This window comes from Methylotuvimicrobium buryatense 5G (genome assembly GCF_000341735.1).
Taxonomy (GTDB): Bacteria; Pseudomonadota; Gammaproteobacteria; order Methylococcales; family Methylomonadaceae; genus Methylotuvimicrobium; species Methylotuvimicrobium buryatense.
Genome location: NZ_KB455575.1, coordinates 3,262,312 through 3,285,806, shown reverse-complemented (window position 1 = coordinate 3,285,806; position 23,495 = coordinate 3,262,312). Strand labels below are relative to the sequence as shown.

At 46.9% G+C, this 23,495-nt stretch carries 16 protein-coding genes, 2 tRNA genes and 3 rRNA genes; 17 read left to right on the top strand and 4 right to left on the bottom strand.

Annotated features, from left to right (window positions below; all coding sequences use genetic code 11):
- Window positions 1-61: 61 nt before the first annotated feature.
- Both METBU_RS0114835 and METBU_RS0114830 read left to right on the top strand, forming a co-directional pair.
- Complete coding sequence (locus METBU_RS0114835; protein ID WP_017841380.1) at window positions 62-805, top strand: 16S rRNA (uracil(1498)-N(3))-methyltransferase; 744 nt, start codon at window positions 62-64, stop codon at window positions 803-805.
- Window positions 802-1,677 (top strand): CPBP family intramembrane glutamic endopeptidase, encoded by an 876-nt coding sequence (locus METBU_RS0114830; RefSeq protein ID WP_017841379.1) that lies wholly within the window; start codon window positions 802-804, stop codon window positions 1,675-1,677. The genes METBU_RS0114835 and METBU_RS0114830 overlap by 4 nt, the downstream gene beginning before the upstream one ends.
- A 244-nt stretch (window positions 1,678-1,921) precedes the next feature.
- Here the strand turns inward: METBU_RS0114830 and METBU_RS0114825 are convergent, their stop codons facing one another.
- A complete protein-coding gene (locus METBU_RS0114825; protein ID WP_017841378.1) occupies window positions 1,922-2,404 on the bottom strand; it encodes a YajQ family cyclic di-GMP-binding protein in 483 nt (160 codons plus the stop codon).
- A gap of 50 nt (window positions 2,405-2,454) precedes the next feature.
- Window positions 2,455-3,702, bottom strand: a complete 1,248-nt coding sequence (locus METBU_RS24280; protein WP_017841377.1) for a multifunctional CCA addition/repair protein — start codon at window positions 3,700-3,702, stop codon at window positions 2,455-2,457.
- Window positions 3,703-3,794: 92 nt separating this feature from the next.
- Here METBU_RS24280 and METBU_RS0114815 point away from each other — a divergent pair, with 92 nt between their 5' ends.
- The 4 genes from METBU_RS0114815 (at window position 3,795) to tadA (ending at window position 8,294) form a co-directional block, all read left to right on the top strand.
- Window positions 3,795-4,586 carry a sulfite exporter TauE/SafE family protein gene (locus METBU_RS0114815; RefSeq protein WP_017841376.1) on the top strand — a complete coding sequence of 264 codons (792 nt, stop codon included), beginning with the start codon at window positions 3,795-3,797 and terminating at the stop codon, window positions 4,584-4,586.
- Between the two features lie 116 nt (window positions 4,587-4,702).
- The gene (gene guaB / locus METBU_RS0114810) at window positions 4,703-6,169 is read left to right on the top strand and encodes an IMP dehydrogenase (protein ID WP_017841375.1); all 1,467 of its coding nucleotides are present in this window, start codon (window positions 4,703-4,705) and stop codon (window positions 6,167-6,169) included.
- 80 nt (window positions 6,170-6,249) lie between these two features.
- Complete coding sequence (gene guaA, locus METBU_RS0114805) at window positions 6,250-7,839, top strand: glutamine-hydrolyzing GMP synthase (RefSeq protein ID WP_026130248.1); 1,590 nt, start codon at window positions 6,250-6,252, stop codon at window positions 7,837-7,839.
- Window positions 7,830-8,294 (top strand): tRNA adenosine(34) deaminase TadA, encoded by a 465-nt coding sequence (gene tadA / locus METBU_RS0114800; protein ID WP_017841373.1) that lies wholly within the window; start codon window positions 7,830-7,832, stop codon window positions 8,292-8,294. The genes guaA and tadA overlap by 10 nt, the downstream gene beginning before the upstream one ends.
- 11 nt (window positions 8,295-8,305) lie before the next feature.
- Here tadA and pgi read toward each other — a convergent pair whose 3' ends face one another.
- Entirely contained in the window at window positions 8,306-9,949 is a 1,644-nt protein-coding gene (gene pgi / locus METBU_RS0114795) for a glucose-6-phosphate isomerase (protein ID WP_017841372.1), read from the bottom strand.
- Window positions 9,950-10,480: 531 nt separating this feature from the next.
- Between pgi and METBU_RS0114790 the strand changes: the two genes are divergently transcribed.
- From METBU_RS0114790 to rrf, 11 genes are all read left to right on the top strand, one after another.
- Complete coding sequence (locus tag METBU_RS0114790; RefSeq protein WP_026130247.1) at window positions 10,481-11,074, top strand: hypothetical protein; 594 nt, start codon at window positions 10,481-10,483, stop codon at window positions 11,072-11,074.
- A gap of 437 nt (window positions 11,075-11,511) precedes the next feature.
- Entirely contained in the window at window positions 11,512-12,426 is a 915-nt protein-coding gene (locus tag METBU_RS0114785; RefSeq protein ID WP_412768463.1) for a copper oxidase, read from the top strand.
- A 65-nt stretch (window positions 12,427-12,491) separates the two neighbouring features.
- Entirely contained in the window at window positions 12,492-12,923 is a 432-nt protein-coding gene (locus METBU_RS0114780) for a YqaA family protein (protein WP_017841369.1), read from the top strand.
- Between the two features lie 47 nt (window positions 12,924-12,970).
- A complete protein-coding gene (locus tag METBU_RS0114775) occupies window positions 12,971-13,753 on the top strand; it encodes a hypothetical protein (protein ID WP_017841368.1) in 783 nt (260 codons plus the stop codon).
- A 185-nt stretch (window positions 13,754-13,938) separates the two neighbouring features.
- Window positions 13,939-14,511, top strand: coding sequence for a YceI family protein (locus tag METBU_RS0114770; protein WP_017841367.1), 573 nt, complete (start codon window positions 13,939-13,941; stop codon window positions 14,509-14,511).
- A gap of 1,025 nt (window positions 14,512-15,536) precedes the next feature.
- Window positions 15,537-17,312: a lipid A export permease/ATP-binding protein MsbA gene (gene msbA, locus METBU_RS0114760; protein ID WP_017841365.1), complete on the top strand. Its 1,776-nt coding sequence runs from the start codon at window positions 15,537-15,539 to the stop codon at window positions 17,310-17,312.
- Between the two features lie 346 nt (window positions 17,313-17,658).
- A 16S ribosomal RNA gene (locus METBU_RS0114755) occupies window positions 17,659-19,193 on the top strand.
- 67 nt (window positions 19,194-19,260) lie between these two features.
- A tRNA-Ile gene (locus METBU_RS0114750) sits at window positions 19,261-19,337 on the top strand.
- 71 nt (window positions 19,338-19,408) lie between these two features.
- Window positions 19,409-19,484, top strand: a tRNA-Ala gene (locus METBU_RS0114745).
- A 316-nt stretch (window positions 19,485-19,800) separates the two neighbouring features.
- Window positions 19,801-22,696, top strand: a 23S ribosomal RNA gene (locus METBU_RS0114740).
- 292 nt (window positions 22,697-22,988) lie between these two features.
- Window positions 22,989-23,104: ribosomal RNA gene (gene rrf, locus METBU_RS0114730) — 5S ribosomal RNA — on the top strand.
- The 16S, 23S and 5S rRNA genes sit together here with 2 tRNA genes alongside, the layout of an rRNA operon.
- A 49-nt stretch (window positions 23,105-23,153) precedes the next feature.
- On the opposite strand, the gene METBU_RS28580 is transcribed toward rrf, so the two are convergent.
- On the bottom strand, window positions 23,154-23,360 hold the full coding sequence (locus METBU_RS28580) for a hypothetical protein (protein ID WP_208976562.1): 207 nt from the start codon (window positions 23,358-23,360) through the stop codon (window positions 23,154-23,156).
- Window positions 23,361-23,495 lie beyond the last annotated feature (135 nt).

The following is a 23,495-nucleotide window of genomic DNA, read 5'->3' as shown; positions in this document are numbered from 1 at the left end:
GGGCGAAAGCCCTTTTTTTGTGACCGCGCGAAGTATAACTCACAGGTCATGGGTATTTGAGATGAGAGTTTCCCGTTTATATGTGCAAGAAGGTCTTGGCAAAAATCGAACCGTAGAGCTTGACGACGATGCTGCACATTATGTCAGAACGGTTTTACGACTGAAGAAAGATTCGAGCTTGATCGTTTTCGATGGCACGGGCGGCGAATATACAGCGGTTGTTGCAGAAGCGAGCAAAAAAAGAGTTGCTCTGGATCTGGGGCAATGGCATGACCGAAAAGTTGAGTCTAATTTGACGATCAATTTGGGACTTGCGATATCGCGAGGGGACAAGATGGATTGGGCTGTGCAGAAAGCCGTGGAATTAGGTGTTAACCGCATCACTCCGTTGGTGACCGAGCGCTGCGTCGTCCAATTGAAAGGTGAAAAGCAACAGCAACGCTTGACGCATTGGCAAAAAATCGTGCAGCATGCGGTCGAACAATGCGGCAGAACCGTTTTACCGGTATTGAATCCGATTGTCGATTTGACCGATTGGGTCGATAAACAAGCAGGCCTGAGAATTTTCTTGGATCCCTATGCCGAAACGCGTTTGTCTGAGCTTAAGCCGCTAAATAATCAAGTTACCTTGTTATCCGGTCCGGAGGGCGGATTTGCCGATCATGAGCGGAATATAGCCAAAGCTGAGGGGTTTATACCGGTTCGTCTGGGTTCCAGAGTCTTGCGTACCGAAACGGCAGCGTTGGCTTCGATTGCTTCTCTACAGATGCTGTGGGGCGATTTCGGAGGTAGCACACAATCATGAAATATCTTGTTTATATTCTAATGCCACTGGCGGTCTTGTTGGTGGCGGCGTCGCTGGGTTGCGTGCTGGGCTATTTGATATGGCTGGGTTTCGGCGATCAGTTTCCGCTGCATAAAATCATCAGTAAGGTCGGTAAGTTATTCTTGGTATTGAGTATTTTTCCGGTCATGGCGGTGCTTCATCTCAAGGGCCGGGATCTGGGGTTTGCCGATAAGGCTACGATGCTGCGGCAGTTCGGTTACGGGTTAGGCTTAGGGGTTTTGACGTTGCTACCGGTTTTTATCGTGCTCTACCTCACGGGCGTTCATGTCATCGATGAGGCGCGATCCTGGTCTTTTGCTTGGGTTTTGCAAAAATTCGTCACTGGGTTTTTATTGGCTTTATTGATATCGCTGGCCGAAGAGCCGATTTTTAGAGGCATTTTGTTCGCCGGCCTGAAACAAAGAATGCCGGTGATCGGAGCGGTACTGATCAGTTCTTTTTATTACGGCATACTGCATTTTCTCGATAGTCATAGCCGTTTTGCGAATGAAGAGGTTACCTTTTTTAGCGGATTCATTTTGTTGAAAGAGGCGCTGCTAAATGTCTTGAACCCCGATATTTTGTCCGCCTTTTTGGCGTTGTTCATGGTCGGAGCTTTTCTGGGAGTCGTTAGGTCGAGGGTGCCGAACAGCTTGGCTTTATGTATTGGCTGTCACACCGCTTGGGTTTGGCAGATAAAGTTTAACAAGTCCTTATTCAACGTCGATCCCCAATCGCCAAATCTTTATTTGGTGAGCAGTTATGACGGTGTGGTCGGTCCGTTGGTGACAGTTTGGATGTTCCTAGTGCTATTCTGCTATATCGGTTATCGATATTTAAAATTACGTTGATTCGGTGTCATTCTTATTGCCAGTAATTGCCAGTAAAATTTCGGCGCTGGGGTGCTCGGCATAGAGCCTACATGTCACTGCCATTAAGTTAAGCCATCATAAAATAAGTAATTTTTGTATTCAGGCTCTTATGTACCTTAAAAGCTTGCCATTCATGGCACTGGATTTCGCCAGTCCATGGCGGAATGACGGGCTCCCGGTACCGAATTTTGATCTACGATGGGTGGTATGGTTATGATTCGGTTTAATCGCGAAAATTATTGAATTGTAGCGGCATTTCAAAATTTTCCGCCTTGAGCATTTGAATGACTTGTTGTAAGTCGTCTCTTTTATTACCGGTGACCCTCACTTTTTCGCCTTGTATAGCCGCTTGTACTTTAAGTTTCTTATCTTTGACCAACTTGACGATTTTTTTGGCAAGTAGCGATTCAATGCCTTGTTTGAGTTCTACGATCTGTTGAGCCGTTCGGCCGGTGGTTTTGGGTTCGTTGATTTCCATGCAGCTAATGTTGATGCCGCGTTTGGTCAGTTTCATTTGCAAGATGTCCAGCATCTGCTGCAATTGAAATTCCGAGCCCGCGCTCATTGTGATTGTGTCGTCCTTGAGTTCGTATGTCGCGCCGGAGCCTTTAAAATCGAAACGCGTGGTGACTTCCCTATTAGCCTGGTCGACGGCGTTATGCGCTTCGTGCGAGTCGTATTCGGAAACTATGTCAAAAGATGGCATGGTGCAATGTATGGTTTAAAAGGGCAATATAAGACGAATGTCTTTTTAATTCAAGACTGGGTTGCATTGGCATTTTTTTGTTGTTTTAGATTTTCGGTAATCGCATGTATCCTTAACCTGCGAATTGCCGCACCGATTTGCGCACCTTCCAGGCCGGATTTGAGTACGCCGGAAATATCGATGGCTGCCGCCGCTTCAGCGGCTTTTAAAATGTAATCGGCTTGCGGATAGGCGTTGTTTTCTGTCCCGCCCCTGCCTCTCGCATCCGCTTCGCAAGCCAATAAGAAATCTTTTAGAGTTGAGGTATTTTTAAATGCTCCTAGATCTAACAGCAGGTCGGTTAAGGTAGCCGGGCGCAGTTCGAAAGCTCTGTGCGCAAGTGTGTGGTAGCGCATGACCCGTTTAGCGAGCGATCTATAATGATTCGGTACTCGTATTCGGTCGGCTAATTGCTCAAGCAAAGGCAGACCGGTTTTTTCATGGCCGTAGTGATGCGGAAGTCGTTCTTTCGGAGATATCGCCTTGCCGAGATCATGCACTAAGACCGCAAAACGTATTTCGGGTTTCTCGGATAGGCGAGCCGCTTGTTCGAGACTCAGCATCGTATGAATGCCGGTGTCGATTTCAGGGTGATGTTGCCGCGGTTGTGGAATCCCGAAGAGGGCGTCTATTTCCGGGAAAATTTTAGCTAACGCTCCGCATTCTCTGAGGGCATAAAAAAATGCCGATGGCGTTCTTTCGATGAGCGCTTTATATAGCTCGGCCCAGACGCGTTCGGGAACGAGATAGTCGATTTCACCGCCGCGTACCATTTGTTGCATGAGTCTCAAGGTTTCATCGGCAATCTGAAAGCCTAAATGCGCATAACGGGCGGCAAAGCGTGCAACGCGCAACACTCTTACCGGGTCTTCGCTGAAAGCTGGGGAGACATGGCGTAAGATCCGATTTTCTAGATCGGCAATACCGTTGTACGGATCGATGACTTCGCCTTCCGAGCTCATTGCGATGGCATTAATAGTCAAGTCGCGGCGTAGAAGGTCTTGTTCCAGGCTGACGTCTGGTGTGCTGTGAATGCTGAATCCTTTGTAGCCTGGGCCGGTCTTGCGTTCGGTGCGTGCCAGCGCATATTCCTCCCTGCTCTCGGGGTGTAAAAATACCGGAAAATCTTTGCCTACAGGGTTAAATCCTTTTTTCAGCATCGATTCCGGCGTTTCCTCTAGCACGACCCAGTCTCTTTCCGTCACGGGGAGATTGAGCAACTGGTCGCGTACTGCGCCGCCGACTAAATAGGTTTTCATGATTATGATTTGTCTTCGTCTTTCTATGATAGGGTTAGTATAACGCTTGATTAGAGTCTTAAAAAAATACGCTGTTAACAAAAGGGGGGGGAGTGGTCGAAATTTTTATTTTAAGCATGATTGCCGGCACGGTTAGCGGATTATTTGCGGGATTATTCGGTATCGGCGGCGGACTAATATTGGTGCCGATACTTGTTTTTTTGTTTAAGGCGCAGGGTTTTGCAGCCGATTTTATCATGCATATGGCTGTCGCTACGTCATTGGCGACTATCGTGTTGACTTCAATTTCGGCGACTCTTGCACATCACAGGTTGAAGTCTGTGATATGGGGCAAGGTCTACAGCTTGGTTCCGGGCATCGTAATAGGGTCGGTTTTAGGTGCCGTAATTGCCGATACAATATCGGCGGACTCACTGCGCATTATCTTTGCTATTTTTCTGTTGTACATAGGGTTTCAGATGGCATTCCAAATCAAGCCGGAAGCCGGTGCGATGCAGCAATCGCCGTTCCTGGATGCAGCGGCCTCCATTGTCATCGGAATTCTTTCGTCAATGTTAGGTATCGGGGGAGGGACGATGACGGTGCCTTACTTGGTGCGCGGACAATTTCCGGTACGCAACGCGGTGGGTATTGCCAGTGCGTGCGGATTGCCGATTGCGTTTGGCGGGACGCTTAGTTATATGTTGTTAGGCTTTGAAAAAACCGGTTTGCCTGCAGGCAGTTGGGGATATGTTTATTTGCCAGCGTTTGCAGGCATTGTGTTATTGAGTATGGTCACTGCTCCGTTGGGAGCAAAATTGGCTCATAAGCTTCCCGCGCAAACCATCAAGTGTTATTTTTCACTCTTAATTTTTATCATGGCGGCAAAGTTGCTTTCGGAATAATCAGGTTGTTAGCACGATTGTCTAGCGGTTCGGAAACTATATTGAACAAGCTGATTCTAATGTCAAATATTTCATAGTATAATTTTCGGTTATTTTTCTGACTGTAAGGAGTGAGTATGCGAGTTATTCAGGAAGCTCTCACGTTTGATGATGTATTACTGGTTCCGGCCCATTCGACGGTGTTGCCTCGCGATGTGGATTTGAAAACCCGTTTGACGCGCGATATTACGCTTAATATTCCTTTGATTTCCGCGGCGATGGATACGGTAACAGAATCGAGGCTCGCTATCGCAATTGCACAGGAGGGCGGGATTGGTATTATTCATAAAAACATGACTGCGGAGCAACAAGCGCGGGAAGTGTTGCGAGTCAAAAAATACGAAAGCGGGGTGATCAAGGATCCTATTACCGTGTCGCCCAATATTAGTATTCGTGAAGTATTGGCGCTGACACGGGCAAAAAACATTTCCGGCGTTCCGGTGGTTGATGGCGATAATTTAGTCGGTATAGTAACGAGTCGCGATTTACGCTTTGAAACACGCTTCGATGAGCCGGTTTCGAAAGTGATGACGCCAAAAGAACGCTTGATTACGGTTAATGAAAACGCCGATCACAAGGAAGCTATCGAACTGCTGCACAAATATCGCATCGAGAAAGTATTAGTGGTCAATGATTCATTTCATTTGAAAGGGATGATCACGGTCAAAGATATACAAAAAGCGAAAGACTATCCGCAAGCATGTAAGGATGAGCAAGAGCGTCTTCGCGTTGGTGCTGCGGTCGGTACCGGTCAGGGTACTGAAGAGCGCGTTGAGGCGTTGGTGAAAGCCGGCGTGGATGTGATCATTGTCGATACGGCTCATGGGCATTCTCAAGGCGTATTGGATCGGGTCAGTTGGGTTAAGCGATATTATCCGGAAGTACAGGTGATCGGTGGAAATATCGCCACGGCGGCAGCTGCGAAAGCGTTGGTTGAGGCAGGAGCCGATGCAGTTAAAGTGGGGATCGGGCCGGGCTCGATCTGTACGACTCGTATAGTTGCCGGTGTGGGTGTACCTCAAATAACTGCAGTCAGTAATGTTGCCGATGCGCTTAAAGGTACCGGCGTTCCTCTGATCGCGGATGGCGGCGTTCGGTATTCGGGCGATGTTGCCAAGGCATTGGCTGCGGGGGCTTATGCGGTGATGTTAGGTGGTTTGTTCGCCGGCACTGAAGAAGCGCCTGGCGAAGTCGAGCTTTATCAAGGCCGATCTTATAAATCGTATCGAGGAATGGGATCGCTGGGCGCGATGGCCCAGTCGCAAGGTTCCAGCGATCGATATTTTCAAGAGGAAACCGATAAAGTCGAAAAACTGGTGCCCGAGGGTATTGAAGGCAGAGTGCCTTACAAAGGCAGCCTGTATGCGATCATCCATCAATTGTTGGGCGGTATTAGGGCGAGCATGGGCTATACCGGTAGCCGTACGATCGATGATATGCATCAGCGATCCGAATTTGTTCGGGTTACCAATGCCGGCATGCGTGAAAGCCATGTTCATGATGTTACGATTACCAAGGAAGCACCTAATTATCATATGGAATAACGGTTAATCCATCCGAAAAACTCATCAAGGGCTCGTAGGAGCCCTTTTAATTTTTGTCGTTACAATATTCGAGGTTCAACGTGAGCCAGCAAGCATCGACCAACATTCATCTGTATAAAATCCTGATACTGGATTTCGGGTCCCAATACACCCAATTAATCGCCCGGAGGATACGAGAAATCGGTGTGTATTGCGAAATACTTTCTTGTGATTGCGAGATCGATGACATCATCGGATTTGCACCGAATGGCATTATATTGTCGGGTGGTCCGGAAACAGTCACTAGCGATGATACGCCGCGTGCGCCGCAACGGGTTTTTGCATTGGGTGTTCCTGTATTGGGTATTTGCTACGGTATGCAGACCATGACCGAGCAATTAGGCGGTAGAGTCGAGTCGTCCAGTCATCGGGAATTCGGTTATGCGCAAATTCGCGCGCATGCGCATTCTAAGTTATTGAAAGGTATTGAGGATCATACATCGCCGGAAGGCTTCGGTTTACTGGATGTGTGGATGAGTCATGGCGATAGGGTTGTCGAATTGCCGGAAGGTTTTATTCGTATTGCCAGTTCCGACGGAGCGCCTATTGCCGGTATCGCGCATGAAGAAAAGTTGTTTTATGGTTTGCAATTTCATCCGGAAGTGACTCATACCCGGCAGGGTTCAAGAATACTGTCGCGTTTTGTGCTCGACATTTGCGGTTGCGAGGCGCTGTGGACGGCCGATAATATCATCGAAGACAGTGTACATGCGGTTCGTCGTAAAGTCGGCTCCGATCGAGTGATTTTAGGGCTTTCAGGCGGAGTGGATTCGTCGGTTGTGGCGGCTTTATTGCATGAGGCAATCGGCGATCAATTGACATGTGTGTTTGTCGATACCGGCTTGTTGCGCTTGCACGAAGGCGATCAGGTCATGGCTACATTTGCCGAGCACATGGGCGTTCGGGTAATTAGGGTCGATGCCGAGCAACGTTACCTAGAGGCATTGCAAGGAGTGGCGGATCCGGAGCAGAAACGAAAAATTATCGGTAACTTGTTCGTTGAGATCTTCGATGAGGAAGCCGCTAAACTGGCCGATGCGAAATGGTTGGCGCAAGGCACGATTTATCCGGATGTGATCGAGTCGGCGGGTGCGAAAAGCGGTAAGGCTCATTTAATCAAGTCTCACCATAACGTCGGTGGCTTGCCGGAAAATATGACGCTTAAGTTGCTGGAGCCCTTGCGTGAATTGTTCAAGGATGAGGTTAGAAAGCTTGGTTTGGAGCTTGGCTTGCCTTACGAAATGGTATTTCGTCATCCTTTTCCTGGGCCGGGCTTGGGTGTGCGGATTTTAGGTGAAGTCAAAAAAGACTATGCCGATTTGCTGCGACAAGCCGATGCGATATTTATCGAAGAATTGTATCGGCGCCAACTGTATGAAAAGGTCAGTCAGGCATTTGCGGTGTTTTTGCCGGTCAAGTCGGTCGGCGTAATGGGCGACGGGCGGCGTTACGATTATGTGATTGCCTTGCGCGCGGTTGAAACCATCGATTTCATGACGGCGCGTTGGGCGCATTTACCTTACGATTTTTTGGATTTGGTTTCGCGTCGGATCATTAACGAAGTCTCGGGTATTTCTCGGGTGACTTACGATATTTCCGGCAAACCGCCGGCTACGATTGAGTGGGAATAGCCGATAATCATAACGACGAAGCGTGGATGCGGCATGCCTTTAGATTGGCGCAACGTGCCGAGTCTATGGGTGAGGTGCCGGTCGGGGCGGTTATCGTCAAAGATGATGTCTGCATTGCCGAAGGATGGAATCGGCCGATTGCGAGTCACGATCCGTCGGCACATGCGGAAATGCTTGCGATTCGTGAGGCCGGCAAGGTATTGAAAAACTATCGGCTGACCGGTACGACGATCTTCGTTACGCTTGAGCCTTGTGTGATGTGTATGGGGGCGATCGTTCATGCAAGAATCGAGCGCCTGGTATTTGCCGCCGAAGATCCTAAGCGTGGCGCAGTATGCAGTGCAATGAATCTATCCGAATCGTCATTTTTAAATCATCGAGTCGCATGGCGATGCGGTGTTTTAAAAGACGAGTGTTCCGAAATGCTTAAAGACTTCTTTCGGGCCCGTCGTTAGTTTAGTACTGATTAATCGTCTGCTTTACGTAATTTTTTATAGGCATTAATCAGACCGTTCGTGGAACAGTCATGACTGCCGATGGTTTCGTCATTTAGCAGTTCGGGCAAAATGACTTTGGCCAGTACTTTGCCCAGTTCAACGCCCATTTGGTCGAAAGAATTGATATTCCAAATAGCGCCTTGCACGAAGATTTTATGCTCGTAAAATGCGATCAACGAGCCTAATGTTTTAGGCGTAAGCTTATCGAAAAGAAAAGAGTTAGACGGTTTATTACCCTCAAAGACTTTAGATGCGACTAATATGGCGTTATTTCTGTCTTGTTCGGGTAGTTCGGCAATGACTTCTTCGGCACTTCTGCCATGCATCAAAGCTTCCGGTTGGGCAAGAAAGTTTGAAATTAAAATATCATGATGTTTCGGTAGGTGATAATGTGAGTTAGCCGGTGCCAGGAAGTCACAAGGTATTAGTTTAGTGCCTTGATGGATCAATTGGTAAAATGCATGCTGTCCATTCGTTCCCGGTTGGCCCCAAATGATCGGTCCGGTACTATAATCGACCGGTTGCCCCTCTCTGTCGATGCTTTTACCGTTACTTTCCATGTCGCTTTGTTGTAGGAACTCGCAAAAATAACGCAGTGATTGGTCGTAGGGCAATATTGCATGAGATTCTGCGCCATAAAAATTGTTATACCAAATGCCTAGTAAACCCATGATGACCGGAATATTGCGGTCGAATGGCGTATCTCTAAAATGTAAATCGGCCTCATGGGCGCCTTGCAACAATTGTTCGAAATTATCCATCCCTACTTGTAGCGCAATGGACAGGCCAATTGATGACCATAATGAATAGCGTCCGCCAACCCAGTCCCAAAATTCGAAAATGTTTTCCGGATCGATGCCAAATTCAATGACATTTTCAGGGTGTGTGGAAATCGCGACAAAATGCTTACCGATGGCTTTTTCGTCATTAATTTGCTCGAGAAACCAATTTCTTGCGGAGTGCGCATTAGTCATGGTTTCCTGAGTGTTGAACATTTTTGATGCAACGATAAACAGAGTCGTTTCGGCGTTGAGCGGTTTGAGTGTTTCGACGAGATCGGTTTGATCGACGTTTGAAACAAAATGAACATTTAATTTATCGGAAGCATAAGGGGTTAGCGCAGTAGCAACCATCTTCGGGCCAAGGTTCGAGCCGCCTATGCCGATATTGACGATGTCCTTAACGGGTTTTCCAGTCTGTCCTAGCCATTGTTCGTTTCTTACCTTATCCGTAAAGACGCGCATTTTGGCCAGAACCTGATTGATGTTTGACATTACATCGACTCCGTCAACCATGACCGGGTGGTTGCTTCTGTTGCGTAATGCGGTATGCAAAACAGCTCTTTGTTCGGTGTGGTTGATCTTTTCGCCGGTAAACATGGCTTCGATTTTTGAACTAAGTGCCGAATGAGTTGCCAAATCGACCAACAATGAACGCGTGTCTTCCGTGATTAAGTTTTTCGAGTAGTCGAATAGAATGTCGTTGAATTGAAGTGAGAATTGTTCAAAACGACGAGGATTTAGATTAAAAGCTTCTCTCAGGTCGAAGTTTTGAATGGCGGCGCAATGACTAACTAAGGATTTCCAGGTGGGGGTCTGGGTCAAAGATGGCATGTGATTAATTTCCTGTATGGGCGGTCAGGTTTGCAAAAGTCTACGAAAACACGGCTAATTGCGGATACATATTAAATAAGCATTATATTACTATGTGCCTTTTTGGGGCAATTTACCCCGCACCTAAATTCAAAGGGCGTTGTTTGTTAAGATGGATTTTGATTGTGTAGTTGCATGGAGATATGTCATATCATTACGTTTATCATGAGCGAAAAAACGTCTAATAAACAAAAAAGGTGGGCGGAATGTTAGGCGAAAGTCGACATCAAGGTCATACCGTCAAGCCCCTATGGATGGGTTTACGGTGCGCCTCGACGAACATGTTCCCACCTGACAAGGTTATTGACTAAGACGGGAGTGGCTTTATTTGTATTGGGCGATATGCTAGAGTTCATAAGTGCATCAGTGATAATAAAAAATTAATGCAGATTTTTGCTTATTCGAAGCTTTGGTTTATCGCTGGTTTTAGTCTATAAAAGAGCAACAAGCAATTATAAAAATTATAATTAACCGACAAAACTGGAAGGTATTATGAACAGAAAGAACATCGTAAGAAATAGTCTCCTAGCGCTTATGGGCTTGGTTTTTTCCGCTTCCGTTTGGGCTCATGGTGGTGCGGCGGGTACCGATACCGATCAATGTAAGTTTGAATTGGAGCCTGGGCACTGGGTTCATTACACGGCTTATCAACCCAATGCTTTTCCAGCCGAGGAATTTTGTGCAAATATTCCTAGCATTAACACTTTGACTCAATTAGTTTTCGATTATCAAGATCCACGATACAGAAAGATGTCGGTTGAGTTCGAGGTGACAAAAGAGCCTGAGGGTACTCGCGTATTTCATTTGCCTGCGTCAAAACATAAATCCGGGACAGTAACGTTAACTTTGGATAAAGGCGTTCCAGAGGTCGGAAATTACCTAATTCACATCACGCTGGTACCTGATGAAGGCGAAAGGCTGGATGTTCACATGGGCTTTGTCGCAGGTAAAGGTCAACAGACCAGTACGGGTTTAATGGCGTTATATGCCTTTTTTGTGTTTGCCGGTCTTTATATCCTCTATCTGTCTCATGCCGGATTTAAGAAAAAAGTTGACGAATTGTTAGGAAAAATCAAAGAAGCCTAAGTTTTTATTGGGTGGCGGTGAATACTCGAAAGTCGCCAATCAATTTTTGTCATTACATACAGGCATAGCCCATTTCAATGCATGTGCTATGCCTGGTTATGACAGGAATGAAATATTTGCTAAGTTCTGTTTTCAAATCTATTTCAAATGCTTATCGTCGGTTTTGGTTGCAAATATTAAAGGCGAGTCATTTAATTAATAGCGTAGACAAGGAAGTAAGCAATCATTGAGAACCGGTAATCGGAAGGCAAGGCTTGTTAAACTGGTGTTCGACGATACGGGTCTTTTCCAGGCCTAGAAACCGCTTTGAACTGTGTTAGGCGGAGCAGGTGATCTGAAAAGGCCGGACGAAAATCCGAAATTGTGGCCGAGTGGAATAGGTCAAGCGAACGATCCTAAACGGTCAGATGGTTAAGAATGTCGACAAAAAGTTATTAATGAAGACGAATTTTAAAGTTAAGGTGAAAATAATGAGGTTTGGATTTTTCTCAATGGTTGCTGCAAGTTTTATGTTGGCATCGACGGTGCTCCAAGCAAAGGAGTATGAAGAGCACAACAATATGATGGATCACGGTGGCGGCCATCTGATGGACATGGGCGGCGGAATGGTAATGGGGCAAAATTCGGATACCTTGCCCGGTGGTTGCGATAAGATTGCTGCAACTAAGGAAATTACGGTTCGCGCGGGACACCAATATGCCGAAAAATTTCCGGGGCGAATGTTTGCATTCGATACCCAGGAGTTTCAGTTCGAACCCTGCACCAAATTGACGGTTAATTTCATTAACGATGACAATATTCGACATCAATGGATGATGCATGGCTTGCCCAAATATTTGTATCCGAAAGGTATGTTCCATTTGGAAGTAACCGGTCCCGGAAAAATATCGGGTACATTAATTTTACCGCCTGGAGATAAAACCTATTTAGTGCATTGCGATATCGCCCAACACATGGAGAAAGGGATGAAGGCGCAGTTGAAAGTAGGTAAGGGAGCCGGCGATTTGCCGAGTATCCCGGGTGTGACTCCCTATGTGATTCAGGATAGTTACGAAGTTTCCCCAATTCTCGATAATCCTATTCAGTCCCAAGCCGCTTCAGCGGCAATAACAAGTAACACAGTTTCGCAAGAGAATAGCTCATGGTTTTCCGGGGTTATGGTGATAGGTTTGGCGATTGGTTTGTTGATCTCGCCTTTATTAGCAAAAAAATTCAAAGGGATGAGTTTTTCCGAAGGTGTTTCTTATGTATTTGAGTTAATCGGAAATGTGTTAGGTTTTATATACAGATTTTTTTCCAAAGTGCTACAGTCCGTTTTTTCAGGAAAAAATAAAGTATTGCCTGAGAAATAAATGTAAAAAATGGGTCAAGCCCCTGTAACCTATGGGTTTCAGGGGCTTTTTTGTGGGTTAAGTAAATGCCGGAAGATTATCTAGGGTTTGCGGGTTTATTTTTTAGTGCCTTTATATCGTCGACGATTGCTCCAGGCGGCTCTGAAGCCGTGCTGGCTCTGATGGTGTCGGACCATCAAGACCAAGTGATACTATTAGTCGGTATTGCGACGATCGGCAATACTTTAGGTGCTTTAACAACTTGGTTTTTAGGATATTTGGCGGCAAAGAAATATCCTATCGAATCATTGTTAGAGACTAATAAACAAAAAGCGATAATGTGGGTTAGAAAATGGGGACAATGGGCGCTTTTATTTTCATGGTTGCCTGTTATCGGAGATGGTTTTTGTTTTGCCGGAGGGTGGTTAAAATTATCTTTGTATTCATCTATAGTATTCATTTTTATTGGAAAATTAGTTCGATATGCGGTGATTTCCTGGGTATTCGCGGGAAATTAACGAGGATTGCTGCTTTTGTTTAAATATGTGATCAACGAGGAAGTTTGATGTTAAGACATTTTCCGGAGCCGGGTATTGCTTACGAGCATAGACCGCGCGACTATTTTATTGCAGGATTTACATTTTTTTGTGTAGCTGTGTGTTTGGTCGTAGATGCCAACGCTACCATGGAAAAACAAAATGCATTGGGCGTTTGCGGATGGGTTTTTCTCATAGGTTTGTTGTTGGGTGAATCCAGTGAAGTAAGGATGCAAGTTATTATTGCCGTAGCTTTTGCGACAGTCGGCGAGCATTTTGCGTCTCCTTATATGGGGGGGTATACCTATCGCTTTGAAAATGTACCGGCGTATGTTCCCCCGGGGCATGGAATGGTTTACTTGACCGCCGTTGCGTTGGCGCGTTCCGGATTCTTTATGCGGTATGCACGAATGATTGCGCTATTCGTCGTCGTAGTTTGTGGACTTTGGTCGATTTGGGGCATCAGTGGCCTGGCTGTGCAGGGAGACTCGGTAGGGGCGCTGTTGTTTTGCGTATTTTTAGGTTATTTATTTAAAGGACGTTCTCCGCTGGTTTATCTGGCTGCATTTTTTATCACAACCTGGTTGGAGTTAATTGGGACGGCTGCCGGAACTTGGACGTGGGCTTCCATTGATCCTGTGTTGGGTCTTCCACAAGGAAATCCGCCGAGCGGAGTTGCTGCTTGGTATTGTTTGGTCGATGCGGTTGCGATGGGCGGGGCGGCGCCGGTCATGAGAGGCTTAACAAATATATCTGCTTGGGTACCTATCGGGAGAAGTAGAGCCGCCGCTTATCAAACGATGGATGAATAGGTAGTTGGAGTTTCTATGAGTGAAAATTTTTCATCGTGAATGTTGCTGTACCTTTGATCAAGTTTCGGCACGAAAATTTGGTTGGCAATGGGTAAACAATAAGTTGCTTCATGTCACTTGAGTTATTTACGCGCGGTTCAGTCGCGTGATTTTTCGATTGTTTGGATTTTAAACCGAGGTTGAAAATGAAAAAGTTAGCATTAATTGGGTTGGTATTATTTGCGCCAACGGCGTTTGCCGATTGGGCCTTAAATCAAAAATTATCGTCATTAAGTTTTCTCACTACCAAAAATGCAAGCGTTACCGAGAAACATACGTTCAATAAAATGTCTGGATCGTTAAGTGATGAAGGTGTGGCCAAACTAGTTATTCAGTTAGATAGCGTTGAAACCGGCGTACCGATCAGAAATGAGCGAATGAAGGAGTTGTTATTTCAAATTGAACGTTTTCCGGAAGCGTTAGTTGAGCTGAAATTTGAAAAGACTCGCTTAGATTCGTTAAAGGCCGGGCAAATGATGGACCTGCCCGTAACCGCGAATCTTAGATTGCAGGGCGTTGAGCGTTCAATGGATGCTAACTTAAGAATTATTAAGTTAACCAATGCCCAAGTCTCGGTGACAACTATCGAGCCGATTATAATGAATACCGAATGGTTCGGTTTGCAGGCGGGAGTTGAAAAGTTACGAGAAATCGTTAATTTGCAAAGTATTACTGGAGTGGTACCCGTCACTTTGAATCTTGTTTACAATTTACAATAAAGACATTTTTAATAGGGCTGTTCGCAAGACTTTTACTTTGGTTATCCAAAAGTAAGTGTCTGAATGTTTATCGGGATTGTTTATATTTGCTCCTATCGAATTGAAAAATAGGCTAATTTTCAGAAGGTGTAGGGTGTGTTTGACGAGGTAATCGTCAGTGGGGCGGATTTAGCTTCATGCAAAATCTGCATTCACTGATCCATGTTGTTCAGGTTTCTGCAGGTTGCCATGAATGGATTCGCCCAGCACCTAAATTATCTGAGTAGTCGATTTTATGAAGTAAGGATTTCGTAATAAATAAGGTCCAGGAGATATGAGTTTTGTTGAGGGTTCGGCAACTCGCTTGACAGTACGTCGTGAATAAGTTCGTGTAGGCCTGTCGGCGGCTATCCCGGTTGCCGACACCAGTCAATCGAGCAACCGAACCCTTCATACTCCCTTTTGATTGAAAAACCGCCAAAGAATAAAAGGTATTGGATATGTCTATCGAGGACTGCCGTAAATCCATCCATGGGAGCTTGACGGTAGCTCTCCCTGCTGCCGACGTCCTCGCTAGCCACACCCCATACCTTCATAAAGCTAACCATTTTTTGAGTATAAAGGGAGTAATATAGTGAAGTCATTTACGACCAAATCCTAAGAAGATTTTTCATTATAGACCAATCGTAGATCAAAATTCGGCACCGGGCGGTCGTCAAAGGACGCCGGTAATACGTCAATGTAGGCAAAGCTTTTGCAAGCGGTATGAATGGCGTGTATTAGGGTTTCAACAGTTAGCGCTTAGGCGATGCAGGGCAGAAAAATGCTACTGCATTTCTGCATTCATTACATCCTTGTATCTCAGCGATTGCCGAGGAGCAAAGATCGGCCTAGCATCCCGGTGCCTCCTTAAGCATCGCCAAAATTTGAAGTGCAGAAAACAAAACCTTGAGCCAACTTTCAGGCAAATGAAAGATAACAGGGCTAAATATACATTAATCAGTTAAGCAGTCGGTTAGTTTCGTTACGAATTAGACTGTGGGATCATGAAAATTTTTAAATTAAAAAAACAGAAAAAAGCAAAGGTCGGTTATCAAGTTTATAAAAGATTACTGAGCTATGTCAGGCCGTATAAAAGTTGGTTTTTTTTAAGCATAATCGGTTTCTTTATTTATGCTGCGACACAGCCATTGTTTGCGGCAATCTTAAAACACATCATCGACTCTTTACAGAGTGGTTCGAGAGAAGATGTAGGTTTGATGCCCTTGCTCTTTATTGGGTTGATACTGTTAAGAGGAACCGGATCTTATCTGGGTAATTATTTCATCGCAAAAGTGTCAACAAGTATTGTCCATGCATTAAGGTGTGAAATATTCAATCATTATACAGGCTTACCTACGAATTATTTCGATTCAAACAATAGCGGTTATATGATGTCGAGGATCACGCATAACGTTGGTGAAGTGACTCAAGCAACGACCGATTCGGTGCAAATCGTGATTAAGGAAGGACTGACCGCGCTTGGTTTAGTGCTGTATTTATTTTATATGAACTGGTTGTTGACATTAGCGTTTTTGTCGGTAACGCCATTTATTGTGTGGCTGGTCAAATATGTGAGTAAAAGATTGCGAGCATTGAGTAAAGATATTCAAAATTCGATAGGTAATTTAACGCATATAACCTCTGAGCTGGTCAATGGGCATCGCATCGTCAGGAGTTATGGTGGCGAAGAATATGAAAAAAATAGATTCAAGGAAGGTAGTCAATTTCATCGTCGGCAATCATTAAAGCTTGCAGCAACATCAGCGTTACATGGTCCATTGCTGCAATTAATTATTTCTATTGCTTTGGCCGGCTTAATGTATATGTCTTTGACTTTAATGCAGGAGGCGACTGCGGGTGAATTTGTTGCGTTTTTAACAGCCGCTTTTCTATTGCCGCGACCCATTAGGCAATTGAGTGATGCTAATTCAAAAATACAAAAAGGTGTGGTGGCGGCCGAGTCCTTGTTTACCATATTGGATGAGCCACTCGAGAATGATTCTGGCGGATATGAGTCAAAGCATTGTAGCGGTAAAATTGAATTTAAAAATGTACGATTTAAATACCAGGGAGCGGAGAGCGAGGCATTAAAAGGAATAAGTTTTACTGTTGAGCCAGGGCAGACTGTAGCTTTAGTTGGTGCCTCTGGAGGAGGTAAGAGTACGCTAATTAATTTATTGCCGAGATTTTACGAATATTCGTCGGGTCAAATCCTTCTGGATGGCGTAGACATAACCGCTTATAAGTTGGAAAACTTAAGGCGACAAATTGCAGTAGTAACCCAGCAAGTCACATTGTTTAACGATACGGTAGCGAACAATATTGCCTATGGCGCGTTGCAAGGAGTTTCATTGGAAAGCGTGAAGCAAGCGGCGAAAGATGCCTATGCAATGAATTTTATCCAAAAAATGCCGAAGGGTTTGCAAACTGAAATCGGGGAAAATGGCGTTAAGTTGTCAGGAGGACAAAAGCAGCGATTAGCTTTAGCGAGAGCATTATTAAAGAATGCGCCGGTTTTAATCCTAGATGAGGCAACTTCTGCCCTCGATACCGAATCGGAGCGGTATATTCAAAAGGCCTTGCAGAACGTTCTTACTAATAGGACCACAATAGTGGTGGCCCATCGTTTGTCCACCATAGAGAGTGCGGATGTGATTCTTGTAATGGAAAACGGCCAAATAGTAGAGCGGGGAAGTCACAAGGAATTGATTGAAAAGAAAGGGCTTTATGCCAGGTTATACGAGATGCAGTTTAATGGTGAGACCAAGTATGCCGGATAAAGTAAATCGACAAAATGAAAAAGCAAAATAAACTCTTGACGGGTTGGTGTGTTGCTGTATAATGCTCGTCTTTCCCGCCGCGAAACAGCGGAACGACGGGGAAAGAGATTGAAAATAAAGTTTGACATTGAGTTTTGCCTCTGTATAATAGGCGGGCTCAACGGGAGAGAAAGTCTTCCAGCTCTTTAACAAGCAGATCAAAATAATTTGTGTGGGTGCTTGTGGCGGGTAGCTTAGCGGTTAAAGCTATTCGACGCAAGAACAACACGTTAATTCAAGTAGATTACGTTTAATTCTTAGTCGAGCCAAGATTGGTGACTGATCTTATTTAGTCACAAACCATATTAAACTGAAGAGTTTGATCATGGCTCAGATTGAACGCTGGCGGTATGCTTAACACATGCAAGTCGAACGGTAACGGTCCTTCGGGAGCCGACGAGTGGCGGACGGGTGAGTAACGCGTAGGAATCTGCCTGGTAGTGGGGGACAACGTGGGGAAACTCACGCTAATACCGCATACGCCCTGAGGGGGAAAGCGGGGGATCTTCGGACCTCGCGCTATCAGATGAGCCTGCGTTGGATTAGCTAGTTGGTAGGGTAAAGGCCTACCAAGGCGACGATCCATAGCTGGTCTGAGAGGACGATCAGCCACACTGGGACTGAGACACGGCCCAGACTCCTACGGGAGGCAGCAGTGGGGAATATTGGACAATGGGCGCAAGCCTGATCCAGCAATACCGCGTGTGTGAAGAAGGCCTGAGGGTTGTAAAGCACTTTCAATAGGGAGGAAAAAGCGTTGGCGAATACCCGATGCCTTGACATTACCTATAGAAGAAGCACCGGCTAACTCCGTGCCAGCAGCCGCGGTAATACGGAGGGTGCGAGCGTTAATCGGAATTACTGGGCGTAAAGCGTGCGTAGGCGGCTGTTTAAGTCAGATGTGAAAGCCCCGGGCTTAACCTGGGAACGGCATTTGATACTGGGCAGCTAGAGTTTAGGAGAGGAGAGTGGAATTTCCGGTGTAGCGGTGAAATGCGTAGAGATCGGAAGGAACACCAGTGGCGAAGGCGGCTCTCTGGCCTAAAACTGACGCTGAGGTACGAAAGCGTGGGTAGCAAACAGGATTAGATACCCTGGTAGTCCACGCCGTAAACGATGTCAACTAGCCGTTGGGTCTTTATTGAGACTTAGTGGTGCAGCTAACGCATTAAGTTGACCGCCTGGGGAGTACGGCCGCAAGGTTAAAACTCAAATGAATTGACGGGGGCCCGCACAAGCGGTGGAGCATGTGGTTTAATTCGATGCAACGCGAAGAACCTTACCTACCCTTGACATCCAGAGAATCTGTTAGAGATAGTGGAGTGCCTTCGGGAACTCTGAGACAGGTGCTGCATGGCTGTCGTCAGCTCGTGTCGTGAGATGTTGGGTTAAGTCCCGTAACGAGCGCAACCCTTATCCTTAGTTGCCAACAGGTCAAGCTGGGAACTCTAGGGAGACTGCCGGTGATAAACCGGAGGAAGGTGGGGACGACGTCAAGTCATCATGGCCCTTATGGGTAGGGCTACACACGTGCTACAATGGCCGGTACAGAGGGCAGCGAACTTGCGAGAGTAAGCAAATCCCAGAAAGCCGGTCCTAGTCCGGATTGCAGTCTGCAACTCGACTGCATGAAGTCGGAATCGCTAGTAATCGCGAATCAGAATGTCGCGGTGAATACGTTCCCGGGCCTTGTACACACCGCCCGTCACACCATGGGAGTGGGTTGCAAAAGAAGTAGGTAGTTTAACCTTCGGGAGGGCGCTTACCACTTTGTGATTCATGACTGGGGTGAAGTCGTAACAAGGTAGCCCTAGGGGAACCTGGGGCTGGATCACCTCCTTACAAAGACAGCAAGCGTTCGTCATAAGTACCCACAACAAATTATTTTGATCGAAGACGTCACGAGCCTGGGCCTGTAGCTCAGTTGGTTAGAGCGCACCCCTGATAAGGGTGAGGTCGGAGGTTCAAATCCTCCCAGGCCCACCAACGCGGCGCAAGCCTGGAAGCGGAAGGACCACCCGTCAAGCTAGCACTGCCTGGTTTGCACGACCCCCCAAGGGGCCATAGCTCAGCTGGGAGAGCGCCTGCCTTGCACGCAGGAGGTCGGGAGTTCGATCCTCCCTGGCTCCACCAATGCTATACAGTTTTAACGGCGAACACCCGAAAAGACTGTATAGCATTGGTGACGAAACAACAACGTCAGTAATAGCTCTTTAACAATTTGGAAATCTGTACACTGTAAATTCAGCGTTTAAAGCAATTTAAACTAAGAAGATACAAATAACAAGTTCATGTACACAGACGGAGAAGTCGAGTTTAGAAGCGCCCGTGTCGAAAGGCAAGGGGAGCGATTAAAATAGGCGGAACCGAACGTGAACTGAATGAGTTCTCAAGCAGAAAGCGAAAATGTCAGCTGATCCGTATAACGTCAGACTTATTGGGGTTATATGGTCAAGTGAATAAGCGCATACGGTGGATGCCTAGGCGATAAGAGGCGAGGAAGGACGTAGTAGCATGCGATAAGCCGCGGGGAGTTTGCAAACTAACTTTGATCCGCGGATTTCCGAATGGGGCAACCCAATCAGGACAACCTGATTATCCTTAAGTGAATACATAGCTTAAGGAGGCGAACCCGGGGAACTGAAACATCTAAGTACCCGGAGGAAAAGAAATCAACCGAGATTCCCTTAGTAGCGGCGAGCGAACGGGGAGCAGCCCTTAAGCATTGAGCAAATTAGTAGAACAGTCTGGAAAGTCTGGCGATACAGCGTGATAGCCGCGTATACGAAAATTTGCTGAGTGTGAAAACGAGTAGGACGGGGCACGTGAAACCTTGTCTGAATATGGGGGGACCATCCTCCAAGGCTAAATACTCCTTATCGACCGATAGTGAACCAGTACCGTGAGGGAAAGGCGAAAAGAACCCCGGAGAGGGGAGTGAAATAGAACCTGAAACCGTATGCGTACAAGCAGTAGGAGCCTGTCTTCGGATGGGTGACTGCGTACCTTTTGTATAATGGGTCAGCGACTTAATCTCAGTGGCAAGCTTAACCGAATAGGGGAGGCGTAGCGAAAGCGAGTCTGAATAGGGCGTCATAGTCGCTGGGATTAGACCCGAAACCGGGCGATCTATCCATGACCAGGCTGAAGGTTGGGTAATACTAACTGGAGGGCCGAACCGGGATCCGTTGAAAAGGATTCGGATGAGTTGTGGATCGGAGTGAAAGGCTAATCAAGCTCGGAGATAGCTGGTTCTCCTCGAAAGCTATTTAGGTAGCGCCTCGTGTATCACTGTTGGGGGTAGAGCACTGTTTCGGCTAGGGGGTCATCTCGACTTACCAACCCGATGCAAACTCCGAATACCAACAAGTGCGAGCACGGGAGACACACGGCGGGTGATAAGGTCCGTCGTGAAAAGGGAAACAGCCCAGACCGTCAGCTAAGGTCCCCAAATCTATGCTCAGTGGGAAACGATGTGAGAAGGCCCAGACAGCCAGGAGGTTGGCTTAGAAGCAGCCATCCTTTAAAGAAAGCGTAATAGCTCACTGGTCGAGTCGGCTTGCGCGGAAGATTCACCGGGGCTAAGCATAGTACCGAAGCTACGGATCTTACGTAAGTAAGGTGGTAGAGGAGCGTTCTGTACGCCTGCGAAGGTCGATTGAGAAGTCGGCTGGAGGTATCAGAAGTGCGAATGCTGACATGAGTAACGATAATGGGGGTGAAAANCCCCCACGCCGAAAACCCAAGGTTTCCTGCGCAACGCTAATCGACGCAGGGTTAGTCGGCACCTAAGGCGAGGCCGAAAGGCGTAGTCGATGGAAAACAGGTTAATATTCCTGTACCGGAGGTAACTGCGATGGGGTGACGGAGAAGGCTAGGTCAGCTGTCTGTTGGAATAGGCAGTTTAAGCGAGTAGGGAGTGGAATTAGGCAAATCCGGTTCCATAATTCTGAGACGTGATGACGAGTGTCCCCTTGGGGAGACGAAGTGATTGATGCCCTGCTTCCAAGAAAAACCTCTAAGCTTCAGGTTATCTGCGGCCGTACCCTAAACCGACACAGGTGGGTGGGATGAGAATTCTAAGGCGCTTGAGAGAACTCGGGTGAAGGAACTAGGCAAAATGGTACCGTAACTTCGGGAGAAGGTACGCCCTTGGTAGGTGAAGTCCCTTGCGGATGGAGCCCAAGAGGGTAGCATTAAACTGGTGGCTGCGACTGTTTAGCAAAAACATAGCACTCTGCAAACACGAAAGTGGACGTATAGGGTGTGACGCCTGCCCGGTGCCGGAAGGTTAATTGATGGGGTTATCTTCGGAGAAGCTCTTGATCGAAGCCCCGGTAAACGGCGGCCGTAACTATAACGGTCCTAAGGTAGCGAAATTCCTTGTCGGGTAAGTTCCGACCTGCACGAATGGCGTAACGATGGCCACACTGTCTCCACCCGAGACTCAGTGAAATTGAAATCGCTGTGAAGATGCAGTGTACCCGCGGCTAGACGGAAAGACCCCGTGAACCTTTACTATAGCTTGACACTGGACTTTGAACCTATTTGTGTAGGATAGGTGGGAGGCTGTGAAGCATCAACGCCAGTTGGTGTGGAGCCAACCTTGAAATACCACCCTGGTATGTTTGAAGTTCTAACCTAGGTCCATAATCTGGATTGGGGACAGTGTCTGGTGGGTAGTTTGACTGGGGCGGTCTCCTCCCAAAGAGTAACGGAGGAGCACGAAGGTGTGCTCAGCATGGTCGGAAATCATGCGATGAGTGTAAAGGCAAAAGCACGCTTGACTGCGAGACGGACAAGTCGAGCAGGTACGAAAGTAGGTCTTAGTGATCCGGTGGTTCTGAATGGAAGGGCCATCGCTCAACGGATAAAAGGTACTCCGGGGATAACAGGCTGATACCGCCCAAGAGTTCATATCGACGGCGGTGTTTGGCACCTCGATGTCGGCTCATCACATCCTAGGGCTGAAGCAGGTCCTAAGGGTATGGCTGTTCGCCATTTAAAGTGGTACGCGAGCTGGGTTCAGAACGTCGTGAGACAGTTCGGTCCCTATCTGCCGTGGGCGTTTGAGATTTGAGGGAAGCTGCTCCTAGTACGAGAGGACCGGAGTGGACGAACCTCTGGTGTTCCGGTTGTCATGCCAATGGCATTGCCGGGTAGCTATGTTCGGACGGGATAACCGCTGAAAGCATCTAAGCGGGAAGCCTCTCCCAAGATGAGATCTCACTGGGACCATGAGTCCCCTGAAGGGCCCTGAGAGACGATCAGGTTGATAGGTCAGGTGTGGAAGTGTGGTAACACATGAAGCTAACTGATACTAATTGCCCGTGAGGCTTGACCATATAACACCCAATCGGTTTGAAAACCAGAGTGTTATACAACGGCCGACAATCGCTAAAGCGAGAGAGCGAAAAACGTGTACAGATTTCCAAAAAAACAGGTGAAAAGAGCAAGGTAAAAGGCGCAAGGCGAAAGGCTAAGCGGCAGAGACCGAAAACCCTGATAAAACCGAAAACACCTGAAGTAAAGAGTTTTGAGTAGGCTCAAAGCAAGAAGCCGAGAGCGTATCGAGTGAGTTAAAGAATACCAACTTATTCCTTACGGCTTAGCGTTGAACCTGCTGTAACCAGTTTGCCTGGTGACCATAGCGAGCGTGTCCCACCCGATCCCATCCCGAACTCGGCAGTGAAACCGCTTAGCGCCGATGATAGTGTGGCAGTTTGCCATGTGAAAGTAGGGAATTGCCAGGCTCTTATCCTAAAGCCCGTGTTGATCACTCAACACGGGCTTTTTTTTGCCTTAAGGTTTGTCATAGAATGGCATCGCCAATAAAGCACAATCGTTGCCGTTTGATGTCATTTCATTTGCGAAGGAGTTCTTGATAAATATCGTTTTGAAACCATGCGCCTTGTCGACGGTGCGCTCACTCGCCCGACAGGACGCCATGAATACGTCCATGTAGGCTCGACGGCGGCACTCCCTGTTGCCGACATCCTCGCTAGCCACACCCTATACCTTCATAAAGCTAACCATTTTTTGAGTATACCTATCGCACTTCAAATTTAGGCATTAGCGTATGGAGGCGTTGGGGTGTTCGGCAAAGGCTTTGGCAGCATGGATGCTGTCATAGAGCCTACATGG

Coding starts and splice junctions, on each gene's coding strand:
- METBU_RS0114835 (WP_017841380.1), top strand. CDS start 62: ATGAGAGTTTCCCGTTTATATGTGCAAGAAGGTCTTGGCAAAAATCGA.
- METBU_RS0114770 (WP_017841367.1), top strand. CDS start 13,939: ATGAAAAAGTTAGCATTAATTGGGTTGGTATTATTTGCGCCAACGGCG.
- METBU_RS0114775 (WP_017841368.1), top strand. CDS start 12,971: ATGTTAAGACATTTTCCGGAGCCGGGTATTGCTTACGAGCATAGACCG.
- METBU_RS0114780 (WP_017841369.1), top strand. CDS start 12,492: ATGCCGGAAGATTATCTAGGGTTTGCGGGTTTATTTTTTAGTGCCTTT.
- pgi (WP_017841372.1), bottom strand. CDS start 9,949: ATGCCATCTTTGACCCAGACCCCCACCTGGAAATCCTTAGTTAGTCAT.
- guaB (WP_017841375.1), top strand. CDS start 4,703: ATGCGAGTTATTCAGGAAGCTCTCACGTTTGATGATGTATTACTGGTT.
- METBU_RS24280 (WP_017841377.1), bottom strand. CDS start 3,702: ATGAAAACCTATTTAGTCGGCGGCGCAGTACGCGACCAGTTGCTCAAT.
- METBU_RS0114825 (WP_017841378.1), bottom strand. CDS start 2,404: ATGCCATCTTTTGACATAGTTTCCGAATACGACTCGCACGAAGCGCAT.
- msbA (WP_017841365.1), top strand. CDS start 15,537: ATGAAAATTTTTAAATTAAAAAAACAGAAAAAAGCAAAGGTCGGTTAT.
- METBU_RS0114785 (WP_412768463.1), top strand. CDS start 11,512: ATGAAGACGAATTTTAAAGTTAAGGTGAAAATAATGAGGTTTGGATTT.
- METBU_RS0114790 (WP_026130247.1), top strand. CDS start 10,481: ATGAACAGAAAGAACATCGTAAGAAATAGTCTCCTAGCGCTTATGGGC.
- METBU_RS0114830 (WP_017841379.1), top strand. CDS start 802: ATGAAATATCTTGTTTATATTCTAATGCCACTGGCGGTCTTGTTGGTG.